The sequence below is a fragment of the Lelliottia sp. JS-SCA-14 genome (genome assembly GCF_035593345.1).
Classification (GTDB): Bacteria; Pseudomonadota; Gammaproteobacteria; order Enterobacterales; family Enterobacteriaceae; genus Enterobacter; species Enterobacter wanjuensis.
In genome coordinates, this window is record NZ_CP141606.1 from 253,486 (window position 1) to 279,065 (window position 25,580).

The following is a 25,580-nucleotide window of genomic DNA, read 5'->3' on the forward strand; positions in this document are numbered from 1 at the left end:
CACGAGATGGCGTTATTAAATGTAGATAAATTATCGGTGCACTTCGGTGACGTGGGCTCCGAGTTTCGTGCCGTAGACCGTATCAGCTACAGCGTGAATCAGGGTGAAGTGGTCGGTATCGTGGGCGAGTCTGGCTCCGGTAAATCCGTCAGTTCACTGGCGATTATGGGGCTGATTGATTATCCGGGCCGCGTGATGGCGGAAAGCCTGGAGTTTAACGGCCAGGATCTGAAGCGTATCTCCGAGAAGCAGCGCCGCCAGCTGGTGGGCGCTGAAGTGGCGATGATCTTCCAGGACCCGATGACCAGCCTTAACCCGTGCTACACCGTCGGTTTCCAGATTATGGAAGCGATCAAGGTGCATCAGGGCGGCAACAAGAAAACCCGTCGCCAGCGCGCGATCGACCTGCTCACGCAGGTGGGGATCCCTGACCCGGCGTCGCGTCTGGACGTGTATCCGCACCAGCTGTCCGGTGGGATGAGCCAGCGAGTGATGATCGCCATGGCGATTGCCTGTCGGCCAAAACTGCTGATTGCAGATGAACCGACGACGGCGCTGGACGTGACCATTCAGGCGCAGATCATCGAACTGCTGCTTGAGCTGCAGCAAAAAGAGAATATGGCGCTGGTATTGATTACTCACGATCTGGCGCTGGTAGCGGAAGCCGCGCACAAAATCATCGTGATGTATGCCGGACAAGTGGTGGAGGCCGGGAGCTCGCACGATATCTTCCGTGCGCCGCGTCATCCCTATACTCAGGCGCTGCTGCGTGCGCTGCCGGAGTTTGCTCAGGATAAAGCGCGTCTGGCGTCACTGCCTGGCGTCGTTCCTGGCAAATATGACCGCCCGACGGGCTGTCTGCTGAATCCGCGCTGCCCGTATGCGACCGATAAGTGTCGTGCTGAAGAGCCAGAGCTGAATACCCTCCACGATGGCCGTCAGTCGAAATGTCACTACCCACTTGATGATGCCGGGAGGCCAACACTATGAGTACGCAAGAGGCCACCAAACACCAGCACCTGTTGCAGGCCATCGATCTGAAAAAACACTACCCGGTGAAGAAGGGGATTTTTGCCCCGGAACGCCTGGTAAAAGCGCTGGATGGGGTGTCGTTTACCCTTGAGCGCGGCAAAACGCTGGCCGTGGTGGGGGAATCTGGCTGTGGGAAATCCACACTGGGTCGTCTGCTGACGATGATTGAAACCCCAACCGGCGGCGAGCTGTACTATCAGGGCCAGGATCTGCTCAAGCACGATCCGCAGGCGCAAAAGCTGCGTCGGCAGAAAATCCAGATCGTGTTCCAGAACCCGTACGGTTCTCTGAACCCGCGCAAAAAAGTGGGACAGATTCTGGAAGAGCCGCTGCAGATTAACAGCGATCTCAACAAAGAGCAGCGCCGTGAAAAAGCGCTGGCGATGATGGCGAAAGTGGGGCTCAAAACCGAGCACTACGACCGTTATCCGCACATGTTCTCTGGCGGCCAGCGTCAGCGTATCGCCATTGCCCGTGGCCTGATGCTCGACCCGGATGTGGTGATTGCCGATGAACCGGTCTCTGCGCTCGACGTCTCCGTGCGTGCGCAGGTGCTGAACCTGATGATGGATTTGCAGCAGGATCTGGGGCTGTCGTATGTGTTTATCTCCCACGATCTGTCGGTGGTGGAGCACATCGCCGATGAAGTGATGGTGATGTACCTGGGCCGCTGTGTGGAGAAGGGGACCAAAGACCAGATCTTTAATAATCCTCGTCATCCGTACACCCAGGCGCTGCTCTCTGCCACACCGCGCCTGAACCCGGACGATCGCCGCGAACGTATAAAGCTGACGGGCGAGCTGCCGAGTCCGCTGAACCCGCCACCGGGCTGTGCGTTCAACGCGCGTTGTCGTCGCCGCTTCGGTCCTTGTACTCAGCTGCAGCCGCAGTTGAAAGACTACGGCGGTCAACTGGTGGCCTGCTTTGCGGTCGACCAGGATGAAAACGGTGAAAAACCGCACGCATAACGCGTAAACAAAAAAACCGGCGATTATCGCCGGTTTTTTTATGTCTGCTGACTCGCTATTTGCGCAGGCGAATCTGGTCGACGGCGTGATTTTCACTTTTGGTGAGGATCAGGCTCGCACGTTCGCGCGTCGGCAGGATGTTCTCTTTCAGGTTCACGTAGTTGATCTCATTCCATAGCGACGTCGCCACGTTAACCGCTTCCTCTTCTGAAAGCTGGGCGTAGTTATGGAAGTAAGAGTCCGGGTCGGTAAAGGCCCCTTCGCGGAACTTCAGGAAGCGATTGATATACCAGTTTTGCAGCAGGTCTTCCGGCGCATCGACGTATATAGAGAAGTCGACGAAGTCAGAGACAAACACATGATGCGGGTCATGCGGATAATCCATGCCGCTTTGCAGCACGTTTAACCCTTCGAGGATCAGGATATCCGGCTGGGCCACCGTTTTGTCACCATCCGGGATGCGATCGTAGATCAGATGGGAATAAACCGGAGCTGTGACGTTCGGCGCGCCGGATTTCAGATCCGACACGAATTTCACCAGACGGTGCATATCATAAGAAAGCGGGAAGCCTTTCTTCTTCATCAGGCCGCGCTCTTTTAACACCTCATTCGGATGCAGGAAGCCGTCTGTCGTAATCAACTCAACGCTACGATGCTCCGGCCAGCGGCTCAGCAGCGCCTGCAGAACACGCGCGGTGGTGCTTTTCCCGACCGCCACGCTGCCCGCGATGCTGATGATATAAGGAATACGTTGGCCGTTGGTGCCAAGGAACTGCTCCAGCACCGCCTGACGACGAAGATTGGAGCTGATATAGAAGTTAAGCAAGCGGGAGAGCGGCAGATAGATCTCGGCAACCTCTTCCAGCGACAGGTCTTCGTTGATCCCTTTTAACCGCGCGATTTCCCCTTCCGTTAAGGTCATGGGGACGGAGTCACGTAAAGCGGCCCACTGGCTGCGGTTAAAGTGTAGATAGGGTGTCATTAACGATTGCTCTTTTTTGCTCATAAGCGTGTTCTGTGAACCCTTTATCTGCGCAGCAACGCCTTCTTGTCGGCAGCGGTTCATCACTTAGTAGTTAAATTTGGACAATGGGCAGGAGGTTAACACCAGATGGCGGGAATAATAAGAAAAAATATAGACAAGTGATGCATTACGCGCAGGGCATCACGCTACGCTATAGGTGGGTTATTTGCGGGGCTTATGCTGAATATTTAAACGCCAATGGGCGAAATATCAGCGTTTTTCCCTTCTGGCGCACAAAATCTGAGCGAAAGAACATTTTATGCAATTTTTTAGTTGCATGACTGCGCATGCCCCCATAGAATGCGCGCTACTTGATGCCGACTTAGCTCAGTAGGTAGAGCAACTGACTTGTAATCAGTAGGTCACCAGTTCGATTCCGGTAGTCGGCACCATCAAGTCCGGTGGGGTTCCCGAGCGGCCAAAGGGAGCAGACTGTAAATCTGCCGTCACAGACTTCGAAGGTTCGAATCCTTCCCCCACCACCACTTTCTGGCAGCGTTATCGCCGCCTGAGCTGGCTAAAACATCAATCAGCTCAAAACATAAAAAGAGAGAAATCTCTTTTTTGTTACAGAAAGAACTGGGTAGCCGAGTTTCAGGATGCGGGCATCGTATAATGGCTATTACCTCAGCCTTCCAAGCTGATGATGCGGGTTCGATTCCCGCTGCCCGCTCCAAGACGTGCTGATATGGCTCAGTTGGTAGAGCGCACCCTTGGTAAGGGTGAGGTCCCCAGTTCGACTCTGGGTATCAGCACCACTTCACTTCTCCTCCCTGTTTCTCTCTGTTTACCTTTAAAAGCATTCAACAGTTCAGGCATATTGCCTGGTTGATGTGGTGATATCACCGATTTATCCGTGTCTTAGAGGGACAATCGATGTCTAAAGAAAAGTTTGAACGTACAAAACCGCACGTTAACGTCGGTACTATCGGCCACGTTGACCATGGTAAAACAACGCTGACCGCTGCAATCACTACCGTTCTGGCTAAAACCTACGGTGGTTCTGCTCGTGCATTCGACCAGATCGATAACGCACCAGAAGAAAAAGCTCGTGGTATCACCATCAACACTTCCCACGTTGAATATGACACCCCGACTCGCCACTACGCACACGTAGACTGCCCGGGCCACGCCGACTATGTTAAAAACATGATCACCGGTGCTGCTCAGATGGATGGCGCAATCCTGGTTGTTGCTGCGACTGACGGCCCTATGCCTCAGACTCGTGAGCACATCCTGCTGGGTCGTCAGGTTGGCGTTCCTTACATCATCGTGTTCCTGAACAAATGCGACATGGTTGATGACGAAGAGCTGCTGGAACTGGTAGAAATGGAAGTTCGTGAACTTCTGTCCCAGTACGACTTCCCAGGTGATGATACTCCAATCATCCGTGGTTCTGCTCTGAAAGCGCTGGAAGGCGAAGCAGAGTGGGAAGCTAAAATCGTTGAGCTGGCTGGCTTCCTGGATTCTTACATCCCAGAACCAGAGCGTGCGATTGACAAGCCGTTCCTGCTGCCTATCGAAGACGTATTCTCCATCTCCGGCCGTGGTACTGTTGTTACCGGTCGTGTAGAGCGCGGTATCGTTAAAGTTGGCGAAGAAGTTGAAATCGTTGGTATCAAAGAGACTGCTAAGTCTACCTGTACTGGCGTTGAAATGTTCCGCAAACTGCTGGACGAAGGCCGTGCTGGTGAGAACGTTGGTGTTCTGCTGCGTGGTATCAAACGTGAAGAAATCGAACGTGGTCAGGTACTGGCTAAGCCAGGCTCTATCAAGCCGCACACCAAATTCGAATCTGAAGTTTACATCCTGTCCAAAGATGAAGGCGGCCGTCATACTCCGTTCTTCAAAGGCTACCGTCCACAGTTCTACTTCCGTACAACTGACGTGACCGGTACCATCGAACTGCCAGAAGGCGTTGAGATGGTAATGCCAGGCGACAACATCAAAATGGTTGTTACCCTGATCCACCCAATCGCGATGGATGACGGTCTGCGTTTCGCAATCCGTGAAGGCGGCCGTACTGTTGGTGCAGGCGTTGTTGCTAAAGTTCTCAGCTAATCGCTGATAACATTTGACGCAATGCGCAATAAAAGGGCATCATTTGATGCCCTTTTTGCACGCTTTCGAACCAGAACCTGGCTCATCAGTGATTTTATTTGTCATAATCATTGCTGAGACAGGCTCTGTAGAGGGCGTTTAGTCCGAGAAGCGTTTGTTTTTTCGGGTTGGATCGCCTCGCTAATGCGGGGTGAAATTGTTTGTAGAATACTTCTGACAGGTTGGTTTATGAGTGCGAATACCGAAGCTCAAGGGAGCGGTCGCGGCCTGGAAGCGATGAAGTGGGTAGTTGTTGCCGTGCTGCTGATTGTGGCTATTGTAGGTAACTACCTTTATCGTGACATGATGCTGCCGTTGCGTGCGCTGGCCGTAGTAATTCTTATTGCTGCAGCGGGTGGTGTCGCGCTGTTGACGACAAAAGGTAAAGCGACCGTTGCTTTTGCCCGCGAAGCGCGAACCGAAGTTCGCAAGGTCATTTGGCCGACTCGCCAGGAAACATTGCACACCACGCTGATTGTGGCAGCGGTGACAGCTGTCATGTCACTGATCCTGTGGGGACTGGATGGTATTCTGGTTCGCCTGGTTTCCTTTATCACTGGCCTGAGGTTCTAAGATGTCTGAAGCCCCTAAAAAGCGCTGGTACGTCGTTCAGGCGTTCTCCGGTTTTGAAGGCCGCGTAGCCACTTCGCTGCGTGAGCATATCAAATTACACAATATGGAAGAGTTGTTTGGTGACGTCATGGTTCCGACCGAAGAAGTGGTCGAAATTCGTGGCGGCCAGCGTCGCAAAAGTGAGCGCAAATTCTTCCCGGGTTACGTGCTGGTTCAGATGGTGATGAACGATGCAAGCTGGCACCTGGTGCGCAGCGTCCCGCGCGTAATGGGCTTTATCGGCGGCACGTCCGATCGTCCGGCACCAATCAGCGACAAAGAAGTTGATGCGATTATGAACCGCCTGCAGCAGGTGGGTGATAAGCCGCGTCCTAAAACGCTGTTTGAACCGGGTGAAATGGTTCGTGTTAGCGACGGTCCGTTTGCTGACTTTAACGGTGTGGTGGAAGAAGTGGACTATGAGAAGTCCCGCCTGAAAGTTTCTGTTTCTATCTTCGGTCGTGCGACCCCGGTAGAACTGGACTTTGCCCAGGTAGAAAAAGCCTAAGCAGCCGATCAAAAAAGCGGCGATTTAATCGTTGCACAGGGCGCGAGATTGGAATACAATTTCGCGCCTTTTGTTTTTATGGGTCTCGGCCCGTAAGACGATATTTATCACGGGGAGCCTCCTTGAGGCGCTATAACCCATTTAGAGGATTTTAGAATGGCTAAGAAAGTACAAGCCTACGTTAAGCTGCAGGTTGCAGCTGGTATGGCAAACCCAAGTCCACCGGTTGGTCCAGCTCTGGGTCAGCAGGGTGTTAACATCATGGAATTCTGTAAAGCGTTCAACGCAAAAACTGAATCCCTGGAAAAAGGTTTGCCAATTCCGGTTGTTATTACCGTATACGCTGACCGTTCATTCACTTTCGTTACCAAGACCCCGCCGGCAGCAGTTCTGCTGAAAAAAGCGGCTGGTATCAAGTCTGGTTCCGGTAAGCCGAACAAAGACAAAGTGGGTAAAATTTCCCGCGCTCAGCTGCAGGAAATCGCGCAGACCAAAGCTGCCGACATGACTGGTTCCGACATTGAAGCGATGACTCGCTCCATTGAAGGTACTGCACGTTCCATGGGCCTGGTAGTGGAGGACTAAGAAATGGCTAAACTGACCAAGCGCATGTCCGTAATCCGTGACAAAGTTGATGCGACCAAACAATACGAGATCACCGAAGCTATCGCTCTGCTGAAAGAACTGGCTACCGCTAAGTTCGTTGAAAGCGTTGACGTTGCTGTAAACCTCGGTATCGACGCTCGTAAATCCGATCAGAACGTTCGTGGCGCAACTGTACTGCCACACGGTACTGGCCGTTCCGTACGCGTAGCTGTATTTGCTCAGGGTGCAAACGCTGAAGCTGCTAAAGCTGCCGGCGCTGAACTGGTAGGTATGGAAGATCTGGCTGATCAGATCAAAAAAGGCGAAATGAACTTTGACGTTGTTATTGCTTCCCCGGATGCAATGCGCGTTGTTGGCCAGCTGGGCCAGGTTCTGGGTCCACGCGGCCTGATGCCAAACCCTAAAGTCGGTACTGTAACGCCTAACGTTGCTGAAGCGGTTAAGAACGCTAAAGCAGGTCAGGTTCGTTATCGTAACGACAAAAACGGCATCATCCACACTACCATCGGTAAAGTGGACTTCGACGCTGACAAATTGAAAGAAAACCTGGAATCTCTGCTGGTTGCGCTGAAAAAAGCGAAACCAACTCAGGCGAAAGGCGTGTACATCAAGAAAATTAGCATCTCCACCACTATGGGTGCAGGTGTTGCAGTTGACCAGGCTGGCCTGAGCGCTGCTGCAAACTAATACCTTTACGTGGGCGGTGGATTTGTCTACAATCTTACCCCCACGTTTGCTAACGAAAGTTAGCAGGTAAAAAGATTTGTTCGTTGGAGCCTGGCCTAATCCAGGCCTCCGTCGAAGACCGCAGGTGTCTCGAAAGAGGCTTAATGCCCTGCGTAGACGGTGACAGAACGCTAAGATTATTTCTGATACTCTGGCTTGTTTCTGCTCACCGTATTAAGACGCTCTTTCCGTTGGGAAGAGTGAAGTGAGTTCCGGAACATGAGTTCCGGCAAACATCCAGGAGCAAAGCTAATGGCTTTAAATCTTCAAGACAAACAAGCGATTGTTGCTGAAGTCAGCGAAGTAGCCAAAGGCGCGCTGTCTGCAGTAGTTGCGGATTCCCGCGGCGTAACTGTAGACAAAATGACTGAACTGCGTAAAGCAGGTCGCGAAGCCGGCGTATACATGCGTGTTGTTCGTAACACCCTGCTGCGCCGTGTTGTTGAAGGTACTCAGTTCGAGTGCCTGAAAGACGCGTTCGTTGGTCCGACCCTGATTGCATATTCTATGGAACACCCGGGCGCAGCTGCTCGTCTGTTCAAAGATTTCGCGAAAGCGAATGCAAAATTTGAGGTCAAAGCCGCAGCCTTTGAAGGTGAGTTGATCCCGGCATCGCAAATCGATCGCCTGGCAACCCTGCCGACCTACGAAGAAGCAATTGCACGCCTGATGGCAACCATGAAAGAAGCTTCGGCTGGCAAACTGGTTCGCACTCTGGCTGCTGTTCGCGATGCAAAAGAAGCTGCTTAATAGCCGTTTTCTTTATCAAGCATTCGCTTACGTATAAACTTATTCTGATTTTCAGGAACAATTTAAATGTCTATCACTAAAGATCAAATCATTGAAGCAGTTGCAGCTATGTCCGTAATGGACGTTGTAGAACTGATTTCTGCAATGGAAGAAAAATTCGGTGTTTCCGCTGCTGCTGCTGTAGCTGTAGCTGCTGGCCCGGCTGAAGCTGCTGAAGAAAAAACTGAATTCGACGTAATTCTGAAAGCTGCTGGCGCTAACAAAGTTGCTGTAATCAAAGCAGTACGTAGCGCAACTGGCCTGGGTCTGAAAGAAGCTAAAGACCTGGTAGAATCTGCTCCAGCCGCTCTGAAAGAAGGCGTGAGCAAAGATGACGCAGAAGCACTGAAAAAATCTCTGGAAGAAGCTGGCGCAGAAGTTGAAGTTAAATAAGCCAACCTTTCCGGTTGCAGCCTGAGAAATTAGGCTGATGGCTGGTGACTTTTTAGTCACCAGCCTTTTTGCGCTGTAAGGCGCCAGTAGCATTTCACACTGTTTGACTGCTGGTTGTCCTGACAATGCTTGTTTCTATCGACGCCTTAATATACTGCGACAGGGTGCTCGCTCTGTGTAAATCGCAACGAAATGGTTTAAGCGTGATAGCAACAGGTATTGCGGAAAGTATTCAATTTTCCGATCAACAAAACGGTGTTGCACAAACTGTCCCTTCGTCGGACAGATGGGTCGACTTGTCAGCGAGCTGAGGAACCCTAATGGTTTACTCCTATACCGAGAAAAAACGTATTCGTAAGGATTTTGGTAAACGTCCACAAGTTCTGGATATACCTTATCTCCTTTCTATCCAGCTTGACTCGTTCCAGAAGTTTATCGAGCAAGATCCTGAAGGGCAGTATGGTCTGGAAGCAGCCTTCCGTTCCGTATTCCCAATCAAAAGCTATAGCGGTAATTCTGAGCTGCAGTACGTCAGCTACCGCCTTGGCGAACCGGTATTTGACGTTCAGGAATGTCAGATCCGTGGTGTGACCTATTCCGCACCGCTGCGCGTCAAACTGCGTCTGGTTGTCTATGAGCGCGAAGCGCCAGAAGGCACCGTTAAAGACATTAAAGAACAAGAAGTCTACATGGGTGAAATTCCACTCATGACGGACAACGGTACTTTTGTCATCAACGGTACAGAGCGTGTTATCGTTTCCCAGCTGCATCGTAGCCCGGGCGTCTTCTTCGACAGCGATAAAGGTAAAACACACTCTTCCGGTAAAGTACTGTATAACGCGCGTATCATTCCTTACCGTGGTTCATGGCTGGACTTCGAGTTCGATCCGAAAGACAACCTGTTTGTCCGTATCGACCGTCGTCGTAAACTGCCAGCGACCATCATTCTGCGTGCGCTGCAATACACCACTGAGCAGATCCTTGACCTGTTCTTCGAGAAAGTGATCTTTGAGATCCGCGACAACAAGCTGCAAATGGAGCTGCTGCCGGAACGTCTGCGTGGTGAGACCGCGTCGTTCGACATCGAATCCGACGGCAAAGTGTACGTGGAAAAAGGTCGCCGTATCACTGCGCGCCATATCCGCCAGCTGGAAAAAGATGAAATCAAACACATCGAAGTTCCGGTTGAATACATCGCGGGCAAAGTGGCAGCAAAAGATTACGTTGATGCATCTACTGGCGAACTGATCTGCCCGGCTAACATGGAGCTGAGCTTGGATCTGTTGGCTAAGCTGAGCCAGTCTGGCCACAAACGTATCGAAACGCTGTTCACCAACGATCTGGACCACGGTCCGTACATCTCTGAGACTGTACGCGTCGACCCAACGACCGATCGTCTGAGCGCACTGGTAGAAATCTACCGCATGATGCGTCCTGGTGAGCCACCAACTCGTGAAGCGGCTGAAAGCCTGTTCGAGAACCTGTTCTTCTCCGAAGACCGCTACGATCTGTCTGCGGTTGGTCGTATGAAGTTCAACCGTTCTCTGCTGCGTGACGCGATCGAAGGTTCCGGTATCCTGAGCAAAGAAGACATCATCGAAGTGATGAAAAAGCTCATTGATATCCGTAACGGCAAAGGCGAAGTGGATGATATCGACCACCTCGGCAACCGTCGTATCCGTTCCGTAGGCGAAATGGCGGAAAACCAGTTCCGCGTTGGCCTGGTACGTGTTGAGCGTGCGGTGAAAGAGCGTCTGTCTCTGGGCGATCTGGATACCCTGATGCCTCAGGATATGATCAACGCCAAGCCAATTTCTGCCGCAGTGAAAGAGTTCTTTGGTTCCAGCCAGCTGTCTCAGTTCATGGACCAGAACAACCCACTGTCCGAGATTACGCACAAACGTCGTATCTCTGCACTCGGCCCAGGCGGTCTGACCCGTGAACGTGCAGGCTTTGAAGTTCGAGACGTACACCCGACTCACTACGGTCGCGTATGTCCAATCGAAACGCCTGAAGGTCCAAACATCGGTCTGATCAACTCCCTGTCCGTGTACGCACAGACTAACGAATACGGTTTCCTTGAGACTCCGTACCGTAAAGTGACTGACGGTGTTGTCACCGACGAAATTCATTACCTGTCTGCTATCGAAGAAGGTAACTACGTCATCGCTCAGGCGAACACCAACCTGGACGAAGAAGGTCGTTTCGTTGACGATCTGGTTACCTGCCGTAGCAAAGGCGAATCCAGCCTGTTCAGCAATGATCAGGTGGACTACATGGACGTTTCCACTCAGCAGATCGTCTCTGTTGGTGCGTCCCTGATTCCATTCCTGGAACACGATGACGCCAACCGTGCATTGATGGGTGCGAACATGCAACGTCAGGCGGTTCCGACTCTGCGCGCTGATAAGCCGCTGGTTGGTACCGGTATGGAACGTGCTGTTGCCGTTGACTCCGGTGTAACCGCAGTTGCTAAACGTGGCGGTACTGTTCAGTACGTTGATGCTTCCCGTATCGTTATCAAAGTTAACGAAGACGAGATGTATCCGGGCGAAGCAGGCATCGACATCTATAACCTGACGAAGTACACCCGTTCTAACCAGAACACCTGCATCAACCAGATGCCGTGTGTCTCCCTGGGTGAGCCGGTTGAGCGCGGCGACGTGCTGGCAGATGGTCCGTCTACCGATCTCGGTGAGCTGGCACTCGGTCAGAACATGCGCGTAGCGTTCATGCCGTGGAACGGTTACAACTTCGAAGACTCCATCCTCGTTTCCGAGCGTGTGGTTCAGGAAGATCGTTTCACCACGATTCACATTCAGGAACTGGCATGTGTGTCCCGTGACACCAAGCTGGGGCCAGAAGAGATCACCGCTGACATCCCGAACGTGGGTGAAGCTGCGCTCTCTAAACTTGATGAATCCGGTATCGTTTACATCGGTGCAGAAGTGACCGGCGGCGACATTCTGGTTGGTAAGGTTACGCCGAAAGGTGAAACCCAGCTGACGCCAGAAGAGAAACTGCTGCGTGCGATCTTCGGTGAGAAAGCGTCTGACGTTAAAGACTCTTCTCTGCGTGTACCAAACGGTGTTTCCGGTACGGTTATCGACGTTCAGGTCTTTACTCGCGATGGCGTAGAAAAAGACAAACGTGCGCTCGAAATCGAAGAGATGCAGCTGAAGCAGGCGAAGAAAGACCTGTCTGAAGAATTGCAGATCCTCGAAGCTGGCCTGTTTAGTCGTATCTACGCAGCGCTGGTCTCCGGTGGCATTGAAGCTGAGAAGCTCGACAAGCTGCCGCGCGACCGCTGGCTGGAACTGGGCCTGGCCGACGAAGAGAAACAAAGTCAGCTGGAACAGCTGGCCGAGCAGTACGACGAACTGAAACACGAGTTCGAGAAAAAACTCGAAGCGAAACGCCGCAAAATCACTCAGGGCGACGATCTGGCACCAGGCGTGCTGAAGATTGTTAAGGTTTATCTGGCCGTTAAACGTCAGATTCAGCCTGGTGATAAAATGGCAGGTCGTCACGGTAACAAAGGTGTTATCTCCAAGATCAACCCGATCGAAGATATGCCTCACGATGCTAACGGTACGCCGGTAGATATCGTGCTGAACCCACTGGGTGTACCGTCTCGTATGAACATTGGTCAGATCCTCGAAACTCACCTGGGTATGGCTGCGAAAGGTATCGGCGAGAAAATCAACGCCATGCTGAAGCAGCAGGAAGAAGTCGCGAAACTGCGCGAATTCATCCAGCGTGCGTACGATCTGGGCACTGATGTTCGTCAGAAAGTTGACCTGAACACCTTCAGCGATGACGAAGTTCTGCGTCTGGCTGAGAACCTGAAAAAAGGTATGCCGATCGCAACACCGGTCTTCGATGGTGCGAAAGAGTCTGAAATCAAGGAACTGTTACAGCTGGGTGGCCTGCCGACTTCCGGTCAGATCACACTGTTCGACGGTCGTACCGGTGAGCAATTCGAGCGCCAGGTTACCGTTGGCTACATGTACATGCTGAAACTGAACCACCTGGTTGATGACAAGATGCATGCGCGTTCTACCGGTTCTTACAGCCTGGTTACTCAGCAGCCGCTGGGTGGTAAGGCACAGTTCGGTGGTCAGCGCTTCGGTGAGATGGAAGTGTGGGCGCTTGAAGCATATGGCGCGGCATACACCCTGCAGGAAATGCTTACCGTTAAGTCTGATGACGTGAACGGCCGTACGAAGATGTATAAAAACATCGTCGACGGTAACCATCAGATGGAACCGGGCATGCCGGAATCCTTCAACGTACTGTTGAAAGAGATCCGTTCCCTGGGTATCAACATCGAGCTGGAAGACGAGTAACTCTCGCTCAAACAGGTCACTGGTGCCGGATTAATAACCCGGCACCAGATTGTGCTAACTCCGACGGGAGCAAATCCGTGAAAGACTTATTAAAGTTTCTGAAAGCGCAAACTAAAACCGAAGAGTTTGATGCGATCAAAATTGCTCTGGCCTCGCCAGACATGATCCGTTCATGGTCTTTCGGTGAAGTTAAGAAGCCGGAAACCATCAACTACCGTACGTTCAAACCTGAGCGTGACGGCCTTTTCTGTGCGCGTATTTTCGGGCCAGTAAAAGATTACGAGTGCCTGTGCGGTAAGTACAAGCGCCTGAAACACCGTGGTGTGATCTGTGAGAAGTGCGGCGTTGAAGTGACCCAGACCAAAGTGCGCCGTGAGCGCATGGGCCACATCGAGCTGGCGTCTCCGACTGCTCACATCTGGTTCCTGAAATCTCTGCCGTCCCGTATCGGCCTGCTGCTGGATATGCCGCTGCGCGATATCGAACGTGTTCTGTACTTCGAATCTTATGTGGTTATCGAAGGCGGGATGACGAATCTGGAACGTAACCAGATTCTGACCGAAGAACAGTATCTGGACGCGCTGGAAGAGTTCGGTGACGAATTCGACGCAAAAATGGGTGCGGAAGCTATCCAGGCCCTGCTGAAAAGCATGGATCTGGAGCAAGAGTGCGAGCAGCTGCGTGAAGAGCTGAACGAAACCAACTCCGAAACCAAGCGTAAGAAGCTGACCAAGCGTATCAAACTGCTGGAAGCGTTCGTTCAGTCTGGTAACAAACCAGAGTGGATGATCCTGACCGTTCTGCCGGTTCTGCCGCCAGATCTGCGTCCGCTGGTTCCGCTGGATGGTGGTCGTTTCGCAACGTCCGACCTGAACGATCTGTATCGTCGCGTGATCAACCGTAACAACCGTCTGAAACGACTGTTGGATCTGGCTGCGCCTGACATCATCGTACGTAACGAAAAACGTATGCTGCAGGAAGCGGTCGACGCCCTGCTGGATAACGGTCGTCGCGGTCGTGCGATCACCGGTTCTAATAAACGTCCTCTGAAATCTTTGGCCGATATGATCAAAGGTAAACAGGGTCGTTTCCGTCAGAACCTGCTCGGTAAGCGTGTTGACTACTCCGGTCGTTCTGTAATCACCGTAGGTCCATACCTGCGTCTGCATCAGTGCGGTCTGCCGAAGAAAATGGCACTAGAACTGTTCAAACCGTTCATCTACGGCAAGCTGGAACTGCGTGGCCTCGCCACCACCATCAAAGCCGCTAAGAAAATGGTTGAGCGCGAAGAAGCTGTCGTTTGGGATATCCTGGACGAAGTGATCCGCGAACACCCGGTACTGCTGAACCGTGCACCAACTCTGCACCGTTTGGGTATCCAGGCGTTTGAACCTGTTCTGATCGAAGGTAAAGCAATTCAGCTGCACCCGCTGGTTTGTGCGGCATATAACGCCGACTTCGATGGTGACCAGATGGCTGTTCACGTACCGCTGACGCTGGAAGCCCAGCTCGAAGCGCGTGCGCTGATGATGTCTACCAACAACATCCTGTCACCTGCGAACGGCGAGCCAATCATCGTTCCTTCTCAGGACGTTGTATTGGGTCTGTACTACATGACCCGTGACTGTGTTAACGCCAAAGGCGAAGGCATGGTGCTGACTGGCCCTAAAGAAGCTGAGCGTATTTACCGCGCTGGCCTGGCCTCTCTGCATGCGCGCGTTAAAGTGCGTATCACTGAATACGAAAAAGATGCTAATGGCGAATTCGTTGCGAAAACCAGCATTATCGACACCACCGTAGGTCGTGCGATTCTGTGGATGATCGTGCCGAAAGGTCTGCCTTTCTCCATCGTCAACCAGGCGCTGGGCAAGAAAGCGATCTCCAAAATGCTGAACACCTGTTACCGCATTTTGGGTCTGAAACCGACCGTTATCTTCGCTGACCAGACGATGTACACCGGCTTTGCATATGCAGCGCGTTCAGGTGCATCTGTTGGTATCGATGACATGGTGATCCCACAGAAGAAATACGAGATCATCAGCGAAGCAGAAGCCGAAGTTGCCGAAATCCAGGAGCAGTTCCAGTCTGGTCTGGTTACCGCGGGCGAACGCTACAACAAAGTTATCGATATCTGGGCTGCGGCGAACGATCGCGTTTCCAAAGCGATGATGGACAACCTGCAAACTGAAACCGTCATTAACCGTGAAGGTAAAGAAGAGCAGCAGGTTTCCTTCAACAGCATCTACATGATGGCCGACTCCGGTGCGCGTGGTTCCGCAGCACAGATTCGTCAGTTGGCAGGTATGCGTGGTCTGATGGCGAAACCAGATGGTTCCATCATTGAGACGCCAATCACCGCGAACTTCCGTGAAGGTCTGAACGTACTCCAGTACTTCATCTCCACGCACGGTGCTCGTAAAGGTCTGGCGGATACCGCACTGAAAACAGCTAACTCCGGTTATCTGACGCGTCGTCTGGTTGACGTTGCGCAGGATCTGGTGGTGACCGAAGACGATTGTGGCACCCTCGAAGGTATCACCATGACCCCGGTTATCGAGGGTGGTGATGTTAAAGAGCCACTGCGCGATCGCGTTCTGGGTCGTGTGACTGCTGAAGACATTCTGAAGCCAGGTACCGCAGACATTCTGGTTCCACGCAACACTCTGCTGCACGAACAGTGGTGTGACCTGCTGGAAGAGAACTCTGTTGACTCCGTGAAAGTGCGCTCCGTCGTATCTTGTGACACCGACTTTGGTGTGTGTGCCCACTGCTATGGTCGTGACCTGGCGCGTGGCCACATCATCAACAAAGGTGAAGCAATCGGCGTTATCGCGGCACAGTCCATCGGTGAGCCGGGTACACAGCTGACGATGCGTACGTTCCACATCGGTGGTGCGGCATCTCGTGCGGCTGCTGAATCCAGCATTCAGGTGAAAAACAAGGGTAGCATCAAGCTGTCTAACGCCAAGTCGGTTATTAACTCCGCTGGCAAGCTGGTTGTGACCTCGCGTAACACCGAGCTGAAGCTGATCGACGAATTCGGTCGTACCAAAGAAAGCTATAAAGTCCCTTACGGTGCTGTGATGGCGAAAGGCGATGGCGAGCAGGTTGCTGGCGGCGAGACCGTAGCAAACTGGGATCCACACACCATGCCGGTTATCACCGAAGTGGCAGGTTTCATTCGCTTCACCGATATGATCGATGGCCAGACGATTACTCGTCAGACCGACGAGCTGACCGGTCTCTCCTCTCTGGTGGTTCTGGATTCTGCAGAACGTACCGCGGGTGGTAAAGATCTGCGTCCGGCACTGAAAATCGTTGATGCCAACGGTAACGACGTTCTGATCCCAGGTACCGATATGCCTGCTCAGTACTTCCTGCCAGGTAAAGCGATTGTACAGCTGGAAGATGGTATTCAGATCAGTGCGGGTGACGCCCTGGCGCGTATTCCTCAGGAATCCAGCGGTACCAAGGACATCACCGGTGGTCTGCCACGCGTTGCTGACCTGTTCGAAGCACGTCGTCCGAAAGAGCCAGCTATCCTTGCGGAAATCAGCGGCATCATTTCCTTCGGTAAAGAAACCAAAGGGAAACGTCGTCTGGTTATCACTCCGTTAGACGGTAGCGAGCCATACGAAGAGATGATTCCTAAGTGGCGTCAGCTCAACGTGTTCGAAGGCGAACGTGTAGAACGTGGTGACGTGGTTTCCGATGGTCCAGAAGCGCCGCACGACATTCTGCGTCTTCGTGGTGTTCACGCGGTTACGCGTTACATCACCAACGAAGTACAGGACGTTTACCGTCTGCAAGGCGTTAAGATTAACGATAAACACATCGAAGTTATCGTTCGTCAGATGCTGCGTAAAGCAACCATCGATAGCGCTGGCAGCTCGGACTTCCTGGAAGGCGAGCAGGTGGAATACTCCCGCGTCAAGATTGCGAACCGCGATCTGGAAGCGAACGGCAAAGTGGCGGCGCTGTACTCCCGCGACCTGCTGGGTATCACCAAAGCGTCTCTGGCAACCGAGTCCTTCATCTCTGCAGCATCCTTCCAGGAGACCACGCGTGTCCTGACCGAAGCAGCTGTTGCAGGTAAACGTGATGAACTGCGCGGTCTGAAAGAGAACGTCATCGTGGGTCGTCTGATCCCGGCTGGTACCGGTTATGCTTACCACCAGGATCGTATGCGTCGTCGTGCTGCGGGCGAACTGCCAGCGGCACCTCAGGTCACTGCGGAAGATGCTTCTGCAAGCCTGGCAGAACTGCTGAACGCAGGTCTGGGCGGCTCTGACAACGATTAATCGTTGATGCCCGGCGGTGAAAATTGCCGGGTAACGGAGCGTAGGTCGGGTAAGCGTAGCGCCACCCGACAACAAAAAACCCGCCTCGGCGGGTTTTTTTACGTCTGTATTTATTCAGTTCAGCAGCGGTAAGCGACGATAAAGTTCGATCATATCGCCCGCCAGATCCTGAATCACCATCGCGTTCATCAGGTGGTCCTGGGAGTGGACGGTAATCAGATTCACCGGGAGTTTGCCTGTGCCTTCATCAAGGCCAATCAGCTGCGTCTGAATGGTGTGCGCATGCTTCACGTATTCACGCGACTCTTCCATCGCCTGTTCGGCGCCCGCGAAATCCCCTTTACGTGCCAGTTGCAGAGCGGTTAAAGCAGCGCTGCGCGCCGCGCCCGCGTTTACCAGCAACTCCATGATGGTCGTTTCTAAATCTTCCATGTCTTACTCCAGCAGTTTGAGGGCTTTTTCAAGAACGACATCGCCTTTCATCATGCCGTAATCCATCATGTCGATCACCGCGACTTTTTTGCCCAGCGGTTCGGCCTGAGCCTGAAGTTTTGCCAGTTCGTATTTAACCTGTGGCCCCAGTAATACGATGTCGGCGGTAGCAATATTGTCTTTAAATTCAGCAACCGGAACGGCTTTGATGGTCACTTCAACGCCTTTTTTATCTGCGGCGTCTTTCATGCGTTGAACCAGCATGCTGGTAGACATACCCGCCGCACAGCATAAAACGATGTTCTTCATAGTCAGCCTCGATGTACATGTGTTTCTTGATAATTATCCCGTGCAGGCCGCTTCAACAACCGCTTTACCACGATTGTGTGTGAGGCATCACAAAGAAATCTGCTTTTTCTGAAACCGGTTACAATTTTTACCGACGAAGGGATGCGCCCGCCAAAAGCGGGCTTCTGGAAAGCGGCGTTATGAGTGAGTAGATGTCAGAAGAATACGGTTTTTGCCCTGCTGTTTGGCTTTGTAGAGCGCCTCATCCACGCTGCCAATTAACTGCTCCAGCGGCTCGAAGTGCCACTCGCCCAGCCCGGCGCTGAAGGTGACGTGCAACGCCTCTTCCCGCCAGGTACGTTCCGCTACCTGAAGTCGCCACTCTTCCAGCAGGCCAAAGGCGGTTTCGAGATGCTCTGCCGGGAAGACAACGGCAAACTCCTCACCGCCGTAACGATAGACGGAAATATGCTGAGGCTGCATCACCTGGATGCCTTCCCGGGCGACGTTGCGCAGCACAATGTCGCCGCTCAGATGACCCCAGGTGTCGTTAATAGATTTGAAATTATCGATATCCACCAGGGCCAGCGCAAAGGGCTGATGCTCTTTCATCAGCGCCGCGATATCGCTGTCGAAGGCGCGGCGATTCTTACAGCCGGTGAGGGCATCCACGGTCGCCTGGCGCACATAATCTCGCTCGCGCTCTTTGTTCTTCAGAATGGCTTTACTGAGCATTGCCTCCAGCCGCGGTGCCTGATTTACCTCGCCGGTTTTAATGGCGTTGATGATGTTCATCAGCACCGTACGCGATGCGTGGCGCAGATAGAGGCCAAACAGGATAATCACGATGGCGGCCAGCGCAAATCCCCAGCTGACAATGTTGGTCTCGTGGCGTGTGATGTCGGTTAGTGTGGTATTTGACACGCGATAAATGACCAGCCAGTCCGGATTCGTAAAGGCGTAATAGTAATACCAGTAACCCGTTTTACGATCGTAGGTATGTCCTTCCCCGCTGGTCATCTTAGCCATCAGCTCTTCACTGACATAGGGTTTAAACAGGGCGCTGGTATCGGGATGAAGCACCACTTTTCCATCACGCTCCACGACGAAGAATTCACCCTGTACCGGAGAGACCATCTGGCGCAGGGTATAGCCCATGGCGGTCAGATCCAGATGAAATGCGAGGGTGCCTTTCAGTCTGCCTTCCGGCGTTATCACGGGCCGGTAAATTGTGATGGTGGGATGATGGGTAAAGTAATCCGTATAGGGGCTGGTATAGCGACTTAAGGTGCTGGCCTGAGCCTGCCCGACGAACCACGGGCGGATGCGGGGATCAAACAGTTTGCTACTGTCACTGGCTAAGACTTCGGGGGCGCGCAGGTATTTTCCCTGCGAGTCAGCCAGGGAAATCGCCGACACGTTCGGCATCAGGTTCTGTAACTGCATCAGGACCTGCAATCCTTTCTCGCGATCGACATTCACCATGTTGCCGAGCTGGTCGTTGCGGGAGAAGAAGGTGACAGCCCGCCCGAGAATATGGTCGTTTTCACGCAGGATAGATTCCGTATAGTTCACCGCCAGGTTGTGGGTGAAATTACTGTTAATCTTATGATAATCCTCTACAAAATCCTTTCTCTGCGTCAGGGTGATAAACACGGCGATCAGAACGAAACCGATCAGGATCCCTGCAAAACTCACCAGGATTGGCGTTGTGAAAGAGAGCTTTCTGCTATGAACAGGCATGAGTCGTCAGGAGTCCAGAAGAGGTAATAGTCCAAATGGGTGCTGGTTTATTATACGTCTCAGCGTAGCAGGCCGAATGATTTATCTTAATAACTGGCGCGAAACTTCCTGGTTTGTGAAGGCAGGGCGAAACGAGGAAGAAGCTTTTCGCCCTGGTCAGCATCCGCTGCTGACCCTGACAGGTTAAAAAAACGGGCGAAAGTCAGCAATCGCCCGATGATAACGCTCCGAGCCGCCTCGAGAGCTTTTCGCGCCGTTGCAGGCCGTTTCAGCGTAACTGCGAGGCGCGTCCCAGCCAGCTGTCCCAGTCTTTCCACACCGGTTGTAATCCCTGCGTGCTGAGCGCCTGGGCCACCTCTTCAGGTCGACGGCCATCGTGCGGAGCAAACTGCTCCAGCTCGGGATGATTGTCCGCATACCCGCCAGGCTGAGTTTTGGAAAAGGCGCTGACGTTGTTGATGGCTAACGGAATCACCCGATCGCGAAACTCCGGGGACTCCCGGGTCGACAATGACAGCTCCACTTCCGGCGCCAGCAGGCGAAATGCGCAGATGACCTGTACCAGCTGGCGTTCGTCCATGATCGACGCCGGTTCGATACCGCCCGCGCAGGGCCTAAGTCGCGGGAAAGAGATCGAGTAGCGGCTCTGCCAGTAGTGTTGCTGGAGCCACAGCAGATGCTCCGCCACCATAAAACAGTCCACACGCCAGCTGTCGGACAGCCCGATCAGCGCGCCGAGACCGATTTTATCGATCCCCGCACGCCCCAGCCGGTCTGGGGTTTCAAGGCGGAAAAAGAAATCCTGCTTTTTCCCCTTCAGGTGATGCTGGGCGTACATGGCTTCGTGATAAGTCTCCTGATAGACCATCACGCCGTCCAGCCCGAGGGTTTTCAGCTCTGCATATTCGTTTTCGGATAACGGCTGCACTTCCATCTGCAACGATGAAAACCGACGACGAATGGCGGGAAGATGCTCACGGAAATAATCCATCCCCACTTTTCCCTGGTGCTCACCGGTGACCAGCAGGAGGTGCTCAAAACCCATCTCGCGGATGGCGGCGCATTCGCGGGCGATCTCTTCCGCGTCGAGGGTTTTGCGCTTGATGCGATTGCTCATGGAAAAACCGCAGTAGGTGCAATCATTGGCGCACAGGTTGGAGAGATAGAGCGGCACGTAAAAACTCACCGTGTTGCCAAAACGCTGGCGCGTGAGCCGCTGTGCGCGCTGCGCCATCGGCTCCAGACAGGCGCTGGCGGCAGGGGAGAGCAGGGCCATCATGTCCTCGCGGGTCAGATGCCGCGCGTTCAGGGCGCGCTCGACGTCAGCCGCCGTTTTGCTGTTGATCCGCAGACGAATATCGTCCCAGTTTAGCTCCCGCCAGCGGTCAGCGAAGGTGCTCATGAGTACGCCTCCAGAAAGCCGGTAAGCGGGCTGGTGGCCTGCGCCTGAAAATGGCGCGATCCTGGCCCGGAGTGACGCGCCAGCACGCCCGCCTCGACGGCCAGACGAAACGCGCGCGCCATCATTACCGGATCGTCAGCCACCGCAATGGCCGTGTTGACGAGTACGGCGTCGGCCCCCATCTCCAGCGCCTGTGCCGCGTGGCTTGGCACGCCGATGCCCGCATCGACGATCACGGGAACGGTGGCCTGCTCGATGATGATCTCCAGCATCGCGCGGGTCTCCAGCCCCTGATTGGAGCCAATCGGTGCGCCGAGGGGCATGACCGCCGCGCAGCCGACGTCCTCAAGGCGCTTGCAGAGCACGGGGTCCGCGCCGCAGTAGGGCAGAACGGTGAAGCCCTGTTTAACCAGAATTTCGGCGGCTTTCAGGGTTTCGATAGGGTCGGGCAGCAGCCAGCGCGCGTCCGGGTGAATTTCCAGTTTCAGCCAGCGGGTGCCCAGCGCTTCGCGTGCCAGCTGGGCGGCAAACACCGCCTCTTCTGCCGTTTTCGCCCCGGAGGTGTTGGGCAGCAGCGTCACGCCTGCCGCCAGCAGCGGTGCCAGAATCGCATCGCTGTGGTTGCGCAGGTCCACGCGCTTCATCGCCAGCGTCACCAGTTGGCTGCCGCTTTCGCGAATGGCATCCACCATCAGCTGTGGCGACGCGAATTTTCCGGTGCCGGTGAAGAGATGTGAATCAAAGGTTTTATCGGCAATACGTAACATGTCAGCCTCCCGCGATGACCTGAAAAAGCAGGATCTGATCGCCATCGCGCACCTGCTGACGTTCCCACCGCTCGCGCGGCAGGATCTGTTGGTTAAGGGCCAGCGCCACGCCGGGTTTCAACTGGCGTAGCTGGTCGAGAAGCGTGGCGATGGTCAGCCCCTCCGCGCACTGCATCGGTTCATCGTTAAACAGAATCCGCATGATGTCCTCCGCAGACGCTGCACCCGCCGGCACGCTGGAGCGCCAGATGTCGCCAGTTACCCGAGCGGCCATCGAACATGCGCAGCGTATTGCGCGGCGTCTCCATTCCGCTGAGCAGCTTGATGGCTTCCAGCGCCTGCAGAGTTCCCATCACCCCGACCACCGGCCCAAGGATGCCGGCCGTGCGGCAGTTGCGCTGCGGCTCTGCGTCATCTGGCCACAGGCAGCGGTAGCAGCCATGCGTCCACGGCGGCGTCAGGACCATCATTTGCCCGCCGAACCCAACGGCGCTGGCGGTGATGAGCGGGGTATTGAGCGCCACACAGGCGGCGTTGATCGCCTGGCGTGTCGCCATATTGTCGGTGCAATCCAGCACCACGTCCGCGCGGGCAACTTCCTGGTGCAGGGTTTCCCCGTCCAGTCGCTGTTGCACGGTGATAAGCGCAATTTCAGGGTTGAGGGCGTTCAGCCGTTGGCTGGTGACCTGCGCTTTTGACGCGTTCACATCCTCGGTGGTGAACAGGATCTGCCGCTGCAGATTGCTGATGTGGATGTCGTCATCGTCGGCTAACACCAGCGTCCCGATGCCCGCTCCGGCCAGATACAGCGCAGCAGGCGCGCCGAGCCCGCCCAGTCCGACAATCAATACCCGGCTGTCGAGCAGCTTTTGTTGACCGTCGACGGCGATATCCTCCAGCAGGATCTGGCGGCTGTAGCGCATGAAGTCGCTGTCATTCATCGCCCGCTCCCGCCAGTTGCAAGAGCTGTGCAGTCGCTGCCTGCCAGTCCACCGCCTGAGTAATGGCGCTGACCACCGCGATACTGCCGACGCCGGTCTCCAGCACCGCCGGGGCGCGATCAAGGCTGATGCCGCCGATGGCCACGGTCGGATAATCGGCCAGACGTTCGATGTGACGTGCCAGCTGCGCCAGCCCCTGCGGGGCCGAGGGCATCTGTTTGGTTTGCGTCGGGAAGACGTGGCCGAGGGCGATATAGGACGGTCGTGCGGCGAGCGCCACATCGATCTCCATATCGTCGTGAGTCGACACGCCGAGGCGCAGGCCGGCATTCCGGATGGCGTTCAGATCGGCGGTTTCCAGATCCTCCTGCCCGAGATGCACGCCGTACGCCTGATGCTTAATCGCCAGCTGCCAGTAGTCGTTGATGAACACCCGGGCGTCATACCGACGCCCCAGTGTGATGGCGGCAGACACATCACTTTCGACCTCGCCATCACGCTGGTCTTTGATGCGCAGTTGAATTGTTTTCACGCCAGCCTCAAGCAGGCGCTCAATCCACTCCACGCTGTCGACGACGGGATAAAGCCCTAAGCGCCGGGGCACGGTTGGAAAATTGGGCTGAACCATTACGCCTCCTCTTTTTTGAGGTAGATTTCGCCGCCTTTGGCGCGGAAGTTTTCCGACATATCGGCCATGCCGACTTCAATCACCTGCTTCGCGGCGTAGTCGCGCACTTCCTGGCTGATTTTCATCGAGCAGAATTTTGGCCCGCACATGGAGCAGAAGTGCGCCACTTTGCCGGACTCTTGCGGCAGGGTTTCATCGTGATAGGCGCGGGCGGTGAACGGGTCGAGGGCCAGGTTAAACTGGTCTTCCCAGCGGAACTCGAAGCGCGCTTTGGACATGGCGTTGTCGCGGATCTGCGCCCCAGGGTGGCCTTTGGCTAAATCGGCGGCGTGGGCGGCGATTTTGTAGGTGATCAGCCCCTGCTTCACGTCCTCTTTGTTCGGCAGGCCGAGGTGCTCTTTCGGGGTGACGTAGCAGAGCATGGCGCAGCCAAACCAGCCGATCATCGCCGCGCCGATGCCGGAGGTGAAATGGTCATAGCCCGGTGCAATATCGGTGGTCAGCGGCCCCAGGGTGTAGAACGGCGCCTCGTGGCAGTGCTCCAGCTCCTCGGTCATGTTGCGGCGGATCATCTGCATCGGCACGTGGCCCGGGCCTTCGATCATCACCTGCACGTCATATTCCCAGGCGATTTTGGTCAGCTCGCCGAGGGTGTGCAGCTCAGCAAACTGCGCTTCGTCGTTGGCGTCGCGAATGGAGCCCGGACGCAGACCGTCGCCCAGCGACAGGGAGACATCGTACGCGGCGCAGATTTCGCAAATCTCGCGGAAGTGTTCGTAGAGGAAGTTCTCCTGATGATGTGACAGGCACCATTTCGCCATAATCGAGCCGCCGCGCGACACAATCCCGGTCAGACGTTTGGCGGTCATCGGCACGTAGCGCAGCAGAACCCCGGCGTGAATAGTGAAGTAGTCCACCCCCTGTTCCGCCTGCTCCAGCAGGGTATCGCGGAAGGCTTCCCAGGTGAGATCTTCGGCGATCCCGTTCACCTTCTCCAGCGCCTGGTAGATCGGAACGGTGCCGATCGGCACCGGGCTGTTACGCAGGATCCACTCGCGGGTTTCGTGGATGTAGCGGCCGGTGGAGAGGTCCATCACCGTGTCCGCACCCCAGCGGGTCGACCACACCAGTTTTTCGACCTCTTCTTCGATGGAGGAGGTGACCGCGGAGTTACCGATGTTGGCATTCACTTTCACCAGGAAGTTGCGGCCGATAATCATCGGCTCCGATTCCGGGTGGTTAATGTTGGCGGGGATGATCGCCCGTCCGGCGGCGACTTCGTCACGCACGAATTCCGGGGTGATGTTCTCCGGCAGGCGAGCGCCAAATCCTTCGCCCGGATGCTGGTGGCGCAGCACTTCGCTGCGGATGCGCTCGCGGCCCATGTTTTCACGAATGGCGATGAACTCCATCTCCGGCGTGACGACACCTGAGCGTGCGTAATGGAGCTGGGTCACGCATTTGCCCGCTTTGGCGCGTTTCGGTGTGAGCAGGCCGGTAAAGCGCAGTTCGTCCAGACCATCGTCGGCCAGGCGTTCTTTGGTATACGCTGAGCTGCGGTCGGTCAGAGATTCGCTGTCCTGGCGTGCTTCGATCCACGGCTGGCGCAGTTTTGCCAGACCCTGCTGCACGTTGATGGCTACATCCGTATCGCCGTAAGGACCAGAGGTGTCGTAAACCGGTACCGCTTCGTTGTCTTCGAACTGGGGATTATCTTTGCTGCCGCCGATGAGCGTCGGGCTGAGCTGGATTTCACGCATCGGCACGCGGATATCGTCCTGCGAACCGGTGATGTAGATGCGCTGAGAATTCGGGAAAGCGGTGCCTTCCAGGGTGTCGATGAAGTGTTGGGCTTGTGCGCGCTGTTCGCGGCGGGTCAGTTTAGTGGCAGACATAGCTCATTCCAAAAAAGTAAGGAGTGGCTTGTCAGACGACGGATGAACTAAGAGAAGTGATCACCCAGGGAAGGGC

At 54.5% G+C, this 25,580-nt stretch carries 21 protein-coding genes and 4 tRNA genes; 15 read left to right on the forward strand and 10 right to left on the reverse strand.

Annotation, left to right across the window (positions count from 1 at the left end):
* The first annotated feature begins 6 nt into the window (after positions 1-6).
* Together dppD and dppF are read left to right on the forward strand one after the other, a co-directional pair.
* On the forward strand, positions 7-990 hold the full coding sequence (gene dppD / locus U9O48_RS01170) for a dipeptide ABC transporter ATP-binding protein (RefSeq protein ID WP_285143686.1): 984 nt from the start codon (positions 7-9) through the stop codon (positions 988-990).
* The gene (dppF, locus tag U9O48_RS01175) at positions 987-2,000 is read left to right on the forward strand and encodes a dipeptide ABC transporter ATP-binding subunit DppF (protein WP_282493011.1); all 1,014 of its coding nucleotides are present in this window, start codon (positions 987-989) and stop codon (positions 1,998-2,000) included. The genes dppD and dppF overlap by 4 nt, the downstream gene beginning before the upstream one ends.
* A gap of 55 nt (positions 2,001-2,055) precedes the next feature.
* Here dppF and coaA read toward each other — a convergent pair whose 3' ends face one another.
* On the reverse strand, positions 2,056-3,006 hold the full coding sequence (gene coaA, locus U9O48_RS01180) for a type I pantothenate kinase (RefSeq protein ID WP_095280277.1): 951 nt from the start codon (positions 3,004-3,006) through the stop codon (positions 2,056-2,058).
* A gap of 334 nt (positions 3,007-3,340) precedes the next feature.
* Here coaA and U9O48_RS01185 point away from each other — a divergent pair.
* The 13 genes from U9O48_RS01185 (at position 3,341) to rpoC (ending at position 17,408) form a co-directional block, all read left to right on the forward strand.
* Positions 3,341-3,416, forward strand: a tRNA-Thr gene (locus U9O48_RS01185).
* Positions 3,417-3,424: 8 nt separating this feature from the next.
* A tRNA-Tyr gene (locus U9O48_RS01190) sits at positions 3,425-3,509 on the forward strand.
* A gap of 116 nt (positions 3,510-3,625) precedes the next feature.
* Positions 3,626-3,700 (forward strand) — tRNA-Gly (locus U9O48_RS01195).
* A 6-nt stretch (positions 3,701-3,706) separates the two neighbouring features.
* Positions 3,707-3,782: transfer RNA gene (locus U9O48_RS01200), tRNA-Thr, on the forward strand.
* A 118-nt stretch (positions 3,783-3,900) separates the two neighbouring features.
* On the forward strand, positions 3,901-5,085 hold the full coding sequence (gene tuf / locus U9O48_RS01205) for an elongation factor Tu (RefSeq protein WP_285148659.1): 1,185 nt from the start codon (positions 3,901-3,903) through the stop codon (positions 5,083-5,085).
* Positions 5,086-5,313: 228 nt separating this feature from the next.
* Complete coding sequence (gene secE, locus U9O48_RS01210) at positions 5,314-5,697, forward strand: preprotein translocase subunit SecE (protein ID WP_003862342.1); 384 nt, start codon at positions 5,314-5,316, stop codon at positions 5,695-5,697.
* Position 5,698: 1 nt separating this feature from the next.
* Complete coding sequence (gene nusG / locus U9O48_RS01215; RefSeq protein WP_125295710.1) at positions 5,699-6,244, forward strand: transcription termination/antitermination protein NusG; 546 nt, start codon at positions 5,699-5,701, stop codon at positions 6,242-6,244.
* A 156-nt stretch (positions 6,245-6,400) separates the two neighbouring features.
* Positions 6,401-6,829: a 50S ribosomal protein L11 gene (gene rplK / locus U9O48_RS01220; RefSeq protein ID WP_004097640.1), complete on the forward strand. Its 429-nt coding sequence runs from the start codon at positions 6,401-6,403 to the stop codon at positions 6,827-6,829.
* Between the two features lie 3 nt (positions 6,830-6,832).
* Positions 6,833-7,537 carry a 50S ribosomal protein L1 gene (gene rplA, locus U9O48_RS01225; RefSeq protein WP_282493098.1) on the forward strand — a complete coding sequence of 235 codons (705 nt, stop codon included), beginning with the start codon at positions 6,833-6,835 and terminating at the stop codon, positions 7,535-7,537.
* Between the two features lie 291 nt (positions 7,538-7,828).
* A complete protein-coding gene (rplJ, locus tag U9O48_RS01230; protein ID WP_007704673.1) occupies positions 7,829-8,326 on the forward strand; it encodes a 50S ribosomal protein L10 in 498 nt (165 codons plus the stop codon).
* A 66-nt stretch (positions 8,327-8,392) separates the two neighbouring features.
* A complete protein-coding gene (gene rplL / locus U9O48_RS01235; protein ID WP_095280280.1) occupies positions 8,393-8,758 on the forward strand; it encodes a 50S ribosomal protein L7/L12 in 366 nt (121 codons plus the stop codon).
* A 320-nt stretch (positions 8,759-9,078) separates the two neighbouring features.
* Positions 9,079-13,107: a DNA-directed RNA polymerase subunit beta gene (gene rpoB / locus U9O48_RS01240; RefSeq protein ID WP_285145695.1), complete on the forward strand. Its 4,029-nt coding sequence runs from the start codon at positions 9,079-9,081 to the stop codon at positions 13,105-13,107.
* Positions 13,108-13,184: 77 nt separating this feature from the next.
* Positions 13,185-17,408: a DNA-directed RNA polymerase subunit beta' gene (gene rpoC, locus U9O48_RS01245; protein ID WP_282493096.1), complete on the forward strand. Its 4,224-nt coding sequence runs from the start codon at positions 13,185-13,187 to the stop codon at positions 17,406-17,408.
* A 114-nt stretch (positions 17,409-17,522) separates the two neighbouring features.
* On the opposite strand, the gene U9O48_RS01250 is transcribed toward rpoC, so the two are convergent.
* From U9O48_RS01250 to thiC, 9 genes are all read right to left on the reverse strand, one after another.
* Complete coding sequence (locus U9O48_RS01250; RefSeq protein ID WP_282493095.1) at positions 17,523-17,840, reverse strand: PTS lactose/cellobiose transporter subunit IIA; 318 nt, start codon at positions 17,838-17,840, stop codon at positions 17,523-17,525.
* A gap of 3 nt (positions 17,841-17,843) precedes the next feature.
* Positions 17,844-18,149: a PTS sugar transporter subunit IIB gene (locus U9O48_RS01255; protein ID WP_095280284.1), complete on the reverse strand. Its 306-nt coding sequence runs from the start codon at positions 18,147-18,149 to the stop codon at positions 17,844-17,846.
* Between the two features lie 177 nt (positions 18,150-18,326).
* Entirely contained in the window at positions 18,327-19,871 is a 1,545-nt protein-coding gene (locus tag U9O48_RS01260) for a sensor domain-containing diguanylate cyclase (protein WP_285150953.1), read from the reverse strand.
* Positions 19,872-20,139: 268 nt separating this feature from the next.
* A complete protein-coding gene (gene thiH, locus U9O48_RS01265; RefSeq protein WP_285150951.1) occupies positions 20,140-21,273 on the reverse strand; it encodes a 2-iminoacetate synthase ThiH in 1,134 nt (377 codons plus the stop codon).
* The gene (gene thiG, locus U9O48_RS01270) at positions 21,270-22,040 is read right to left on the reverse strand and encodes a thiazole synthase (protein WP_282493092.1); all 771 of its coding nucleotides are present in this window, start codon (positions 22,038-22,040) and stop codon (positions 21,270-21,272) included. Before thiG ends, thiH begins: the two co-directional genes overlap by 4 nt.
* 1 nt (position 22,041) lies before the next feature.
* On the reverse strand, positions 22,042-22,242 hold the full coding sequence (gene thiS / locus U9O48_RS01275) for a sulfur carrier protein ThiS (RefSeq protein ID WP_285145693.1): 201 nt from the start codon (positions 22,240-22,242) through the stop codon (positions 22,042-22,044).
* Complete coding sequence (thiF, locus tag U9O48_RS01280; RefSeq protein ID WP_324723351.1) at positions 22,226-22,981, reverse strand: thiazole biosynthesis adenylyltransferase ThiF; 756 nt, start codon at positions 22,979-22,981, stop codon at positions 22,226-22,228. Before thiF ends, thiS begins: the two co-directional genes overlap by 17 nt.
* Positions 22,974-23,609 carry a thiamine phosphate synthase gene (gene thiE / locus U9O48_RS01285; protein ID WP_324723352.1) on the reverse strand — a complete coding sequence of 212 codons (636 nt, stop codon included), beginning with the start codon at positions 23,607-23,609 and terminating at the stop codon, positions 22,974-22,976. Before thiE ends, thiF begins: the two co-directional genes overlap by 8 nt.
* A complete protein-coding gene (gene thiC, locus U9O48_RS01290; protein ID WP_324723353.1) occupies positions 23,609-25,504 on the reverse strand; it encodes a phosphomethylpyrimidine synthase ThiC in 1,896 nt (631 codons plus the stop codon). Before thiC ends, thiE begins: the two co-directional genes overlap by 1 nt.
* Positions 25,505-25,580: the final 76 nt, after the last annotated feature.

Excerpts from the sequence above, each read along its gene's own strand:
- dppD (WP_285143686.1), top strand. The coding sequence starts at position 7 with ATGGCGTTATTAAATGTAGATAAATTATCGGTGCACTTCGGTGACGTG.
- dppF (WP_282493011.1), top strand. The coding sequence starts at position 987 with ATGAGTACGCAAGAGGCCACCAAACACCAGCACCTGTTGCAGGCCATC.
- coaA (WP_095280277.1), bottom strand. The coding sequence starts at position 3,006 with ATGAGCAAAAAAGAGCAATCGTTAATGACACCCTATCTACACTTTAAC.
- tuf (WP_285148659.1), top strand. The coding sequence starts at position 3,901 with ATGTCTAAAGAAAAGTTTGAACGTACAAAACCGCACGTTAACGTCGGT.
- secE (WP_003862342.1), top strand. The coding sequence starts at position 5,314 with ATGAGTGCGAATACCGAAGCTCAAGGGAGCGGTCGCGGCCTGGAAGCG.
- nusG (WP_125295710.1), top strand. The coding sequence starts at position 5,699 with ATGTCTGAAGCCCCTAAAAAGCGCTGGTACGTCGTTCAGGCGTTCTCC.
- rplK (WP_004097640.1), top strand. The coding sequence starts at position 6,401 with ATGGCTAAGAAAGTACAAGCCTACGTTAAGCTGCAGGTTGCAGCTGGT.
- rplA (WP_282493098.1), top strand. The coding sequence starts at position 6,833 with ATGGCTAAACTGACCAAGCGCATGTCCGTAATCCGTGACAAAGTTGAT.
- rplJ (WP_007704673.1), top strand. The coding sequence starts at position 7,829 with ATGGCTTTAAATCTTCAAGACAAACAAGCGATTGTTGCTGAAGTCAGC.
- rplL (WP_095280280.1), top strand. The coding sequence starts at position 8,393 with ATGTCTATCACTAAAGATCAAATCATTGAAGCAGTTGCAGCTATGTCC.
- rpoB (WP_285145695.1), top strand. The coding sequence starts at position 9,079 with ATGGTTTACTCCTATACCGAGAAAAAACGTATTCGTAAGGATTTTGGT.
- U9O48_RS01250 (WP_282493095.1), bottom strand. The coding sequence starts at position 17,840 with ATGGAAGATTTAGAAACGACCATCATGGAGTTGCTGGTAAACGCGGGC.
- U9O48_RS01255 (WP_095280284.1), bottom strand. The coding sequence starts at position 18,149 with ATGAAGAACATCGTTTTATGCTGTGCGGCGGGTATGTCTACCAGCATG.
- U9O48_RS01260 (WP_285150953.1), bottom strand. The coding sequence starts at position 19,871 with ATGCCTGTTCATAGCAGAAAGCTCTCTTTCACAACGCCAATCCTGGTG.
- thiH (WP_285150951.1), bottom strand. The coding sequence starts at position 21,273 with ATGAGCACCTTCGCTGACCGCTGGCGGGAGCTAAACTGGGACGATATT.
- thiG (WP_282493092.1), bottom strand. The coding sequence starts at position 22,040 with ATGTTACGTATTGCCGATAAAACCTTTGATTCACATCTCTTCACCGGC.
- thiS (WP_285145693.1), bottom strand. The coding sequence starts at position 22,242 with ATGCGGATTCTGTTTAACGATGAACCGATGCAGTGCGCGGAGGGGCTG.
- thiF (WP_324723351.1), bottom strand. The coding sequence starts at position 22,981 with ATGAATGACAGCGACTTCATGCGCTACAGCCGCCAGATCCTGCTGGAG.
- thiE (WP_324723352.1), bottom strand. The coding sequence starts at position 23,609 with ATGGTTCAGCCCAATTTTCCAACCGTGCCCCGGCGCTTAGGGCTTTAT.
- thiC (WP_324723353.1), bottom strand. The coding sequence starts at position 25,504 with ATGTCTGCCACTAAACTGACCCGCCGCGAACAGCGCGCACAAGCCCAA.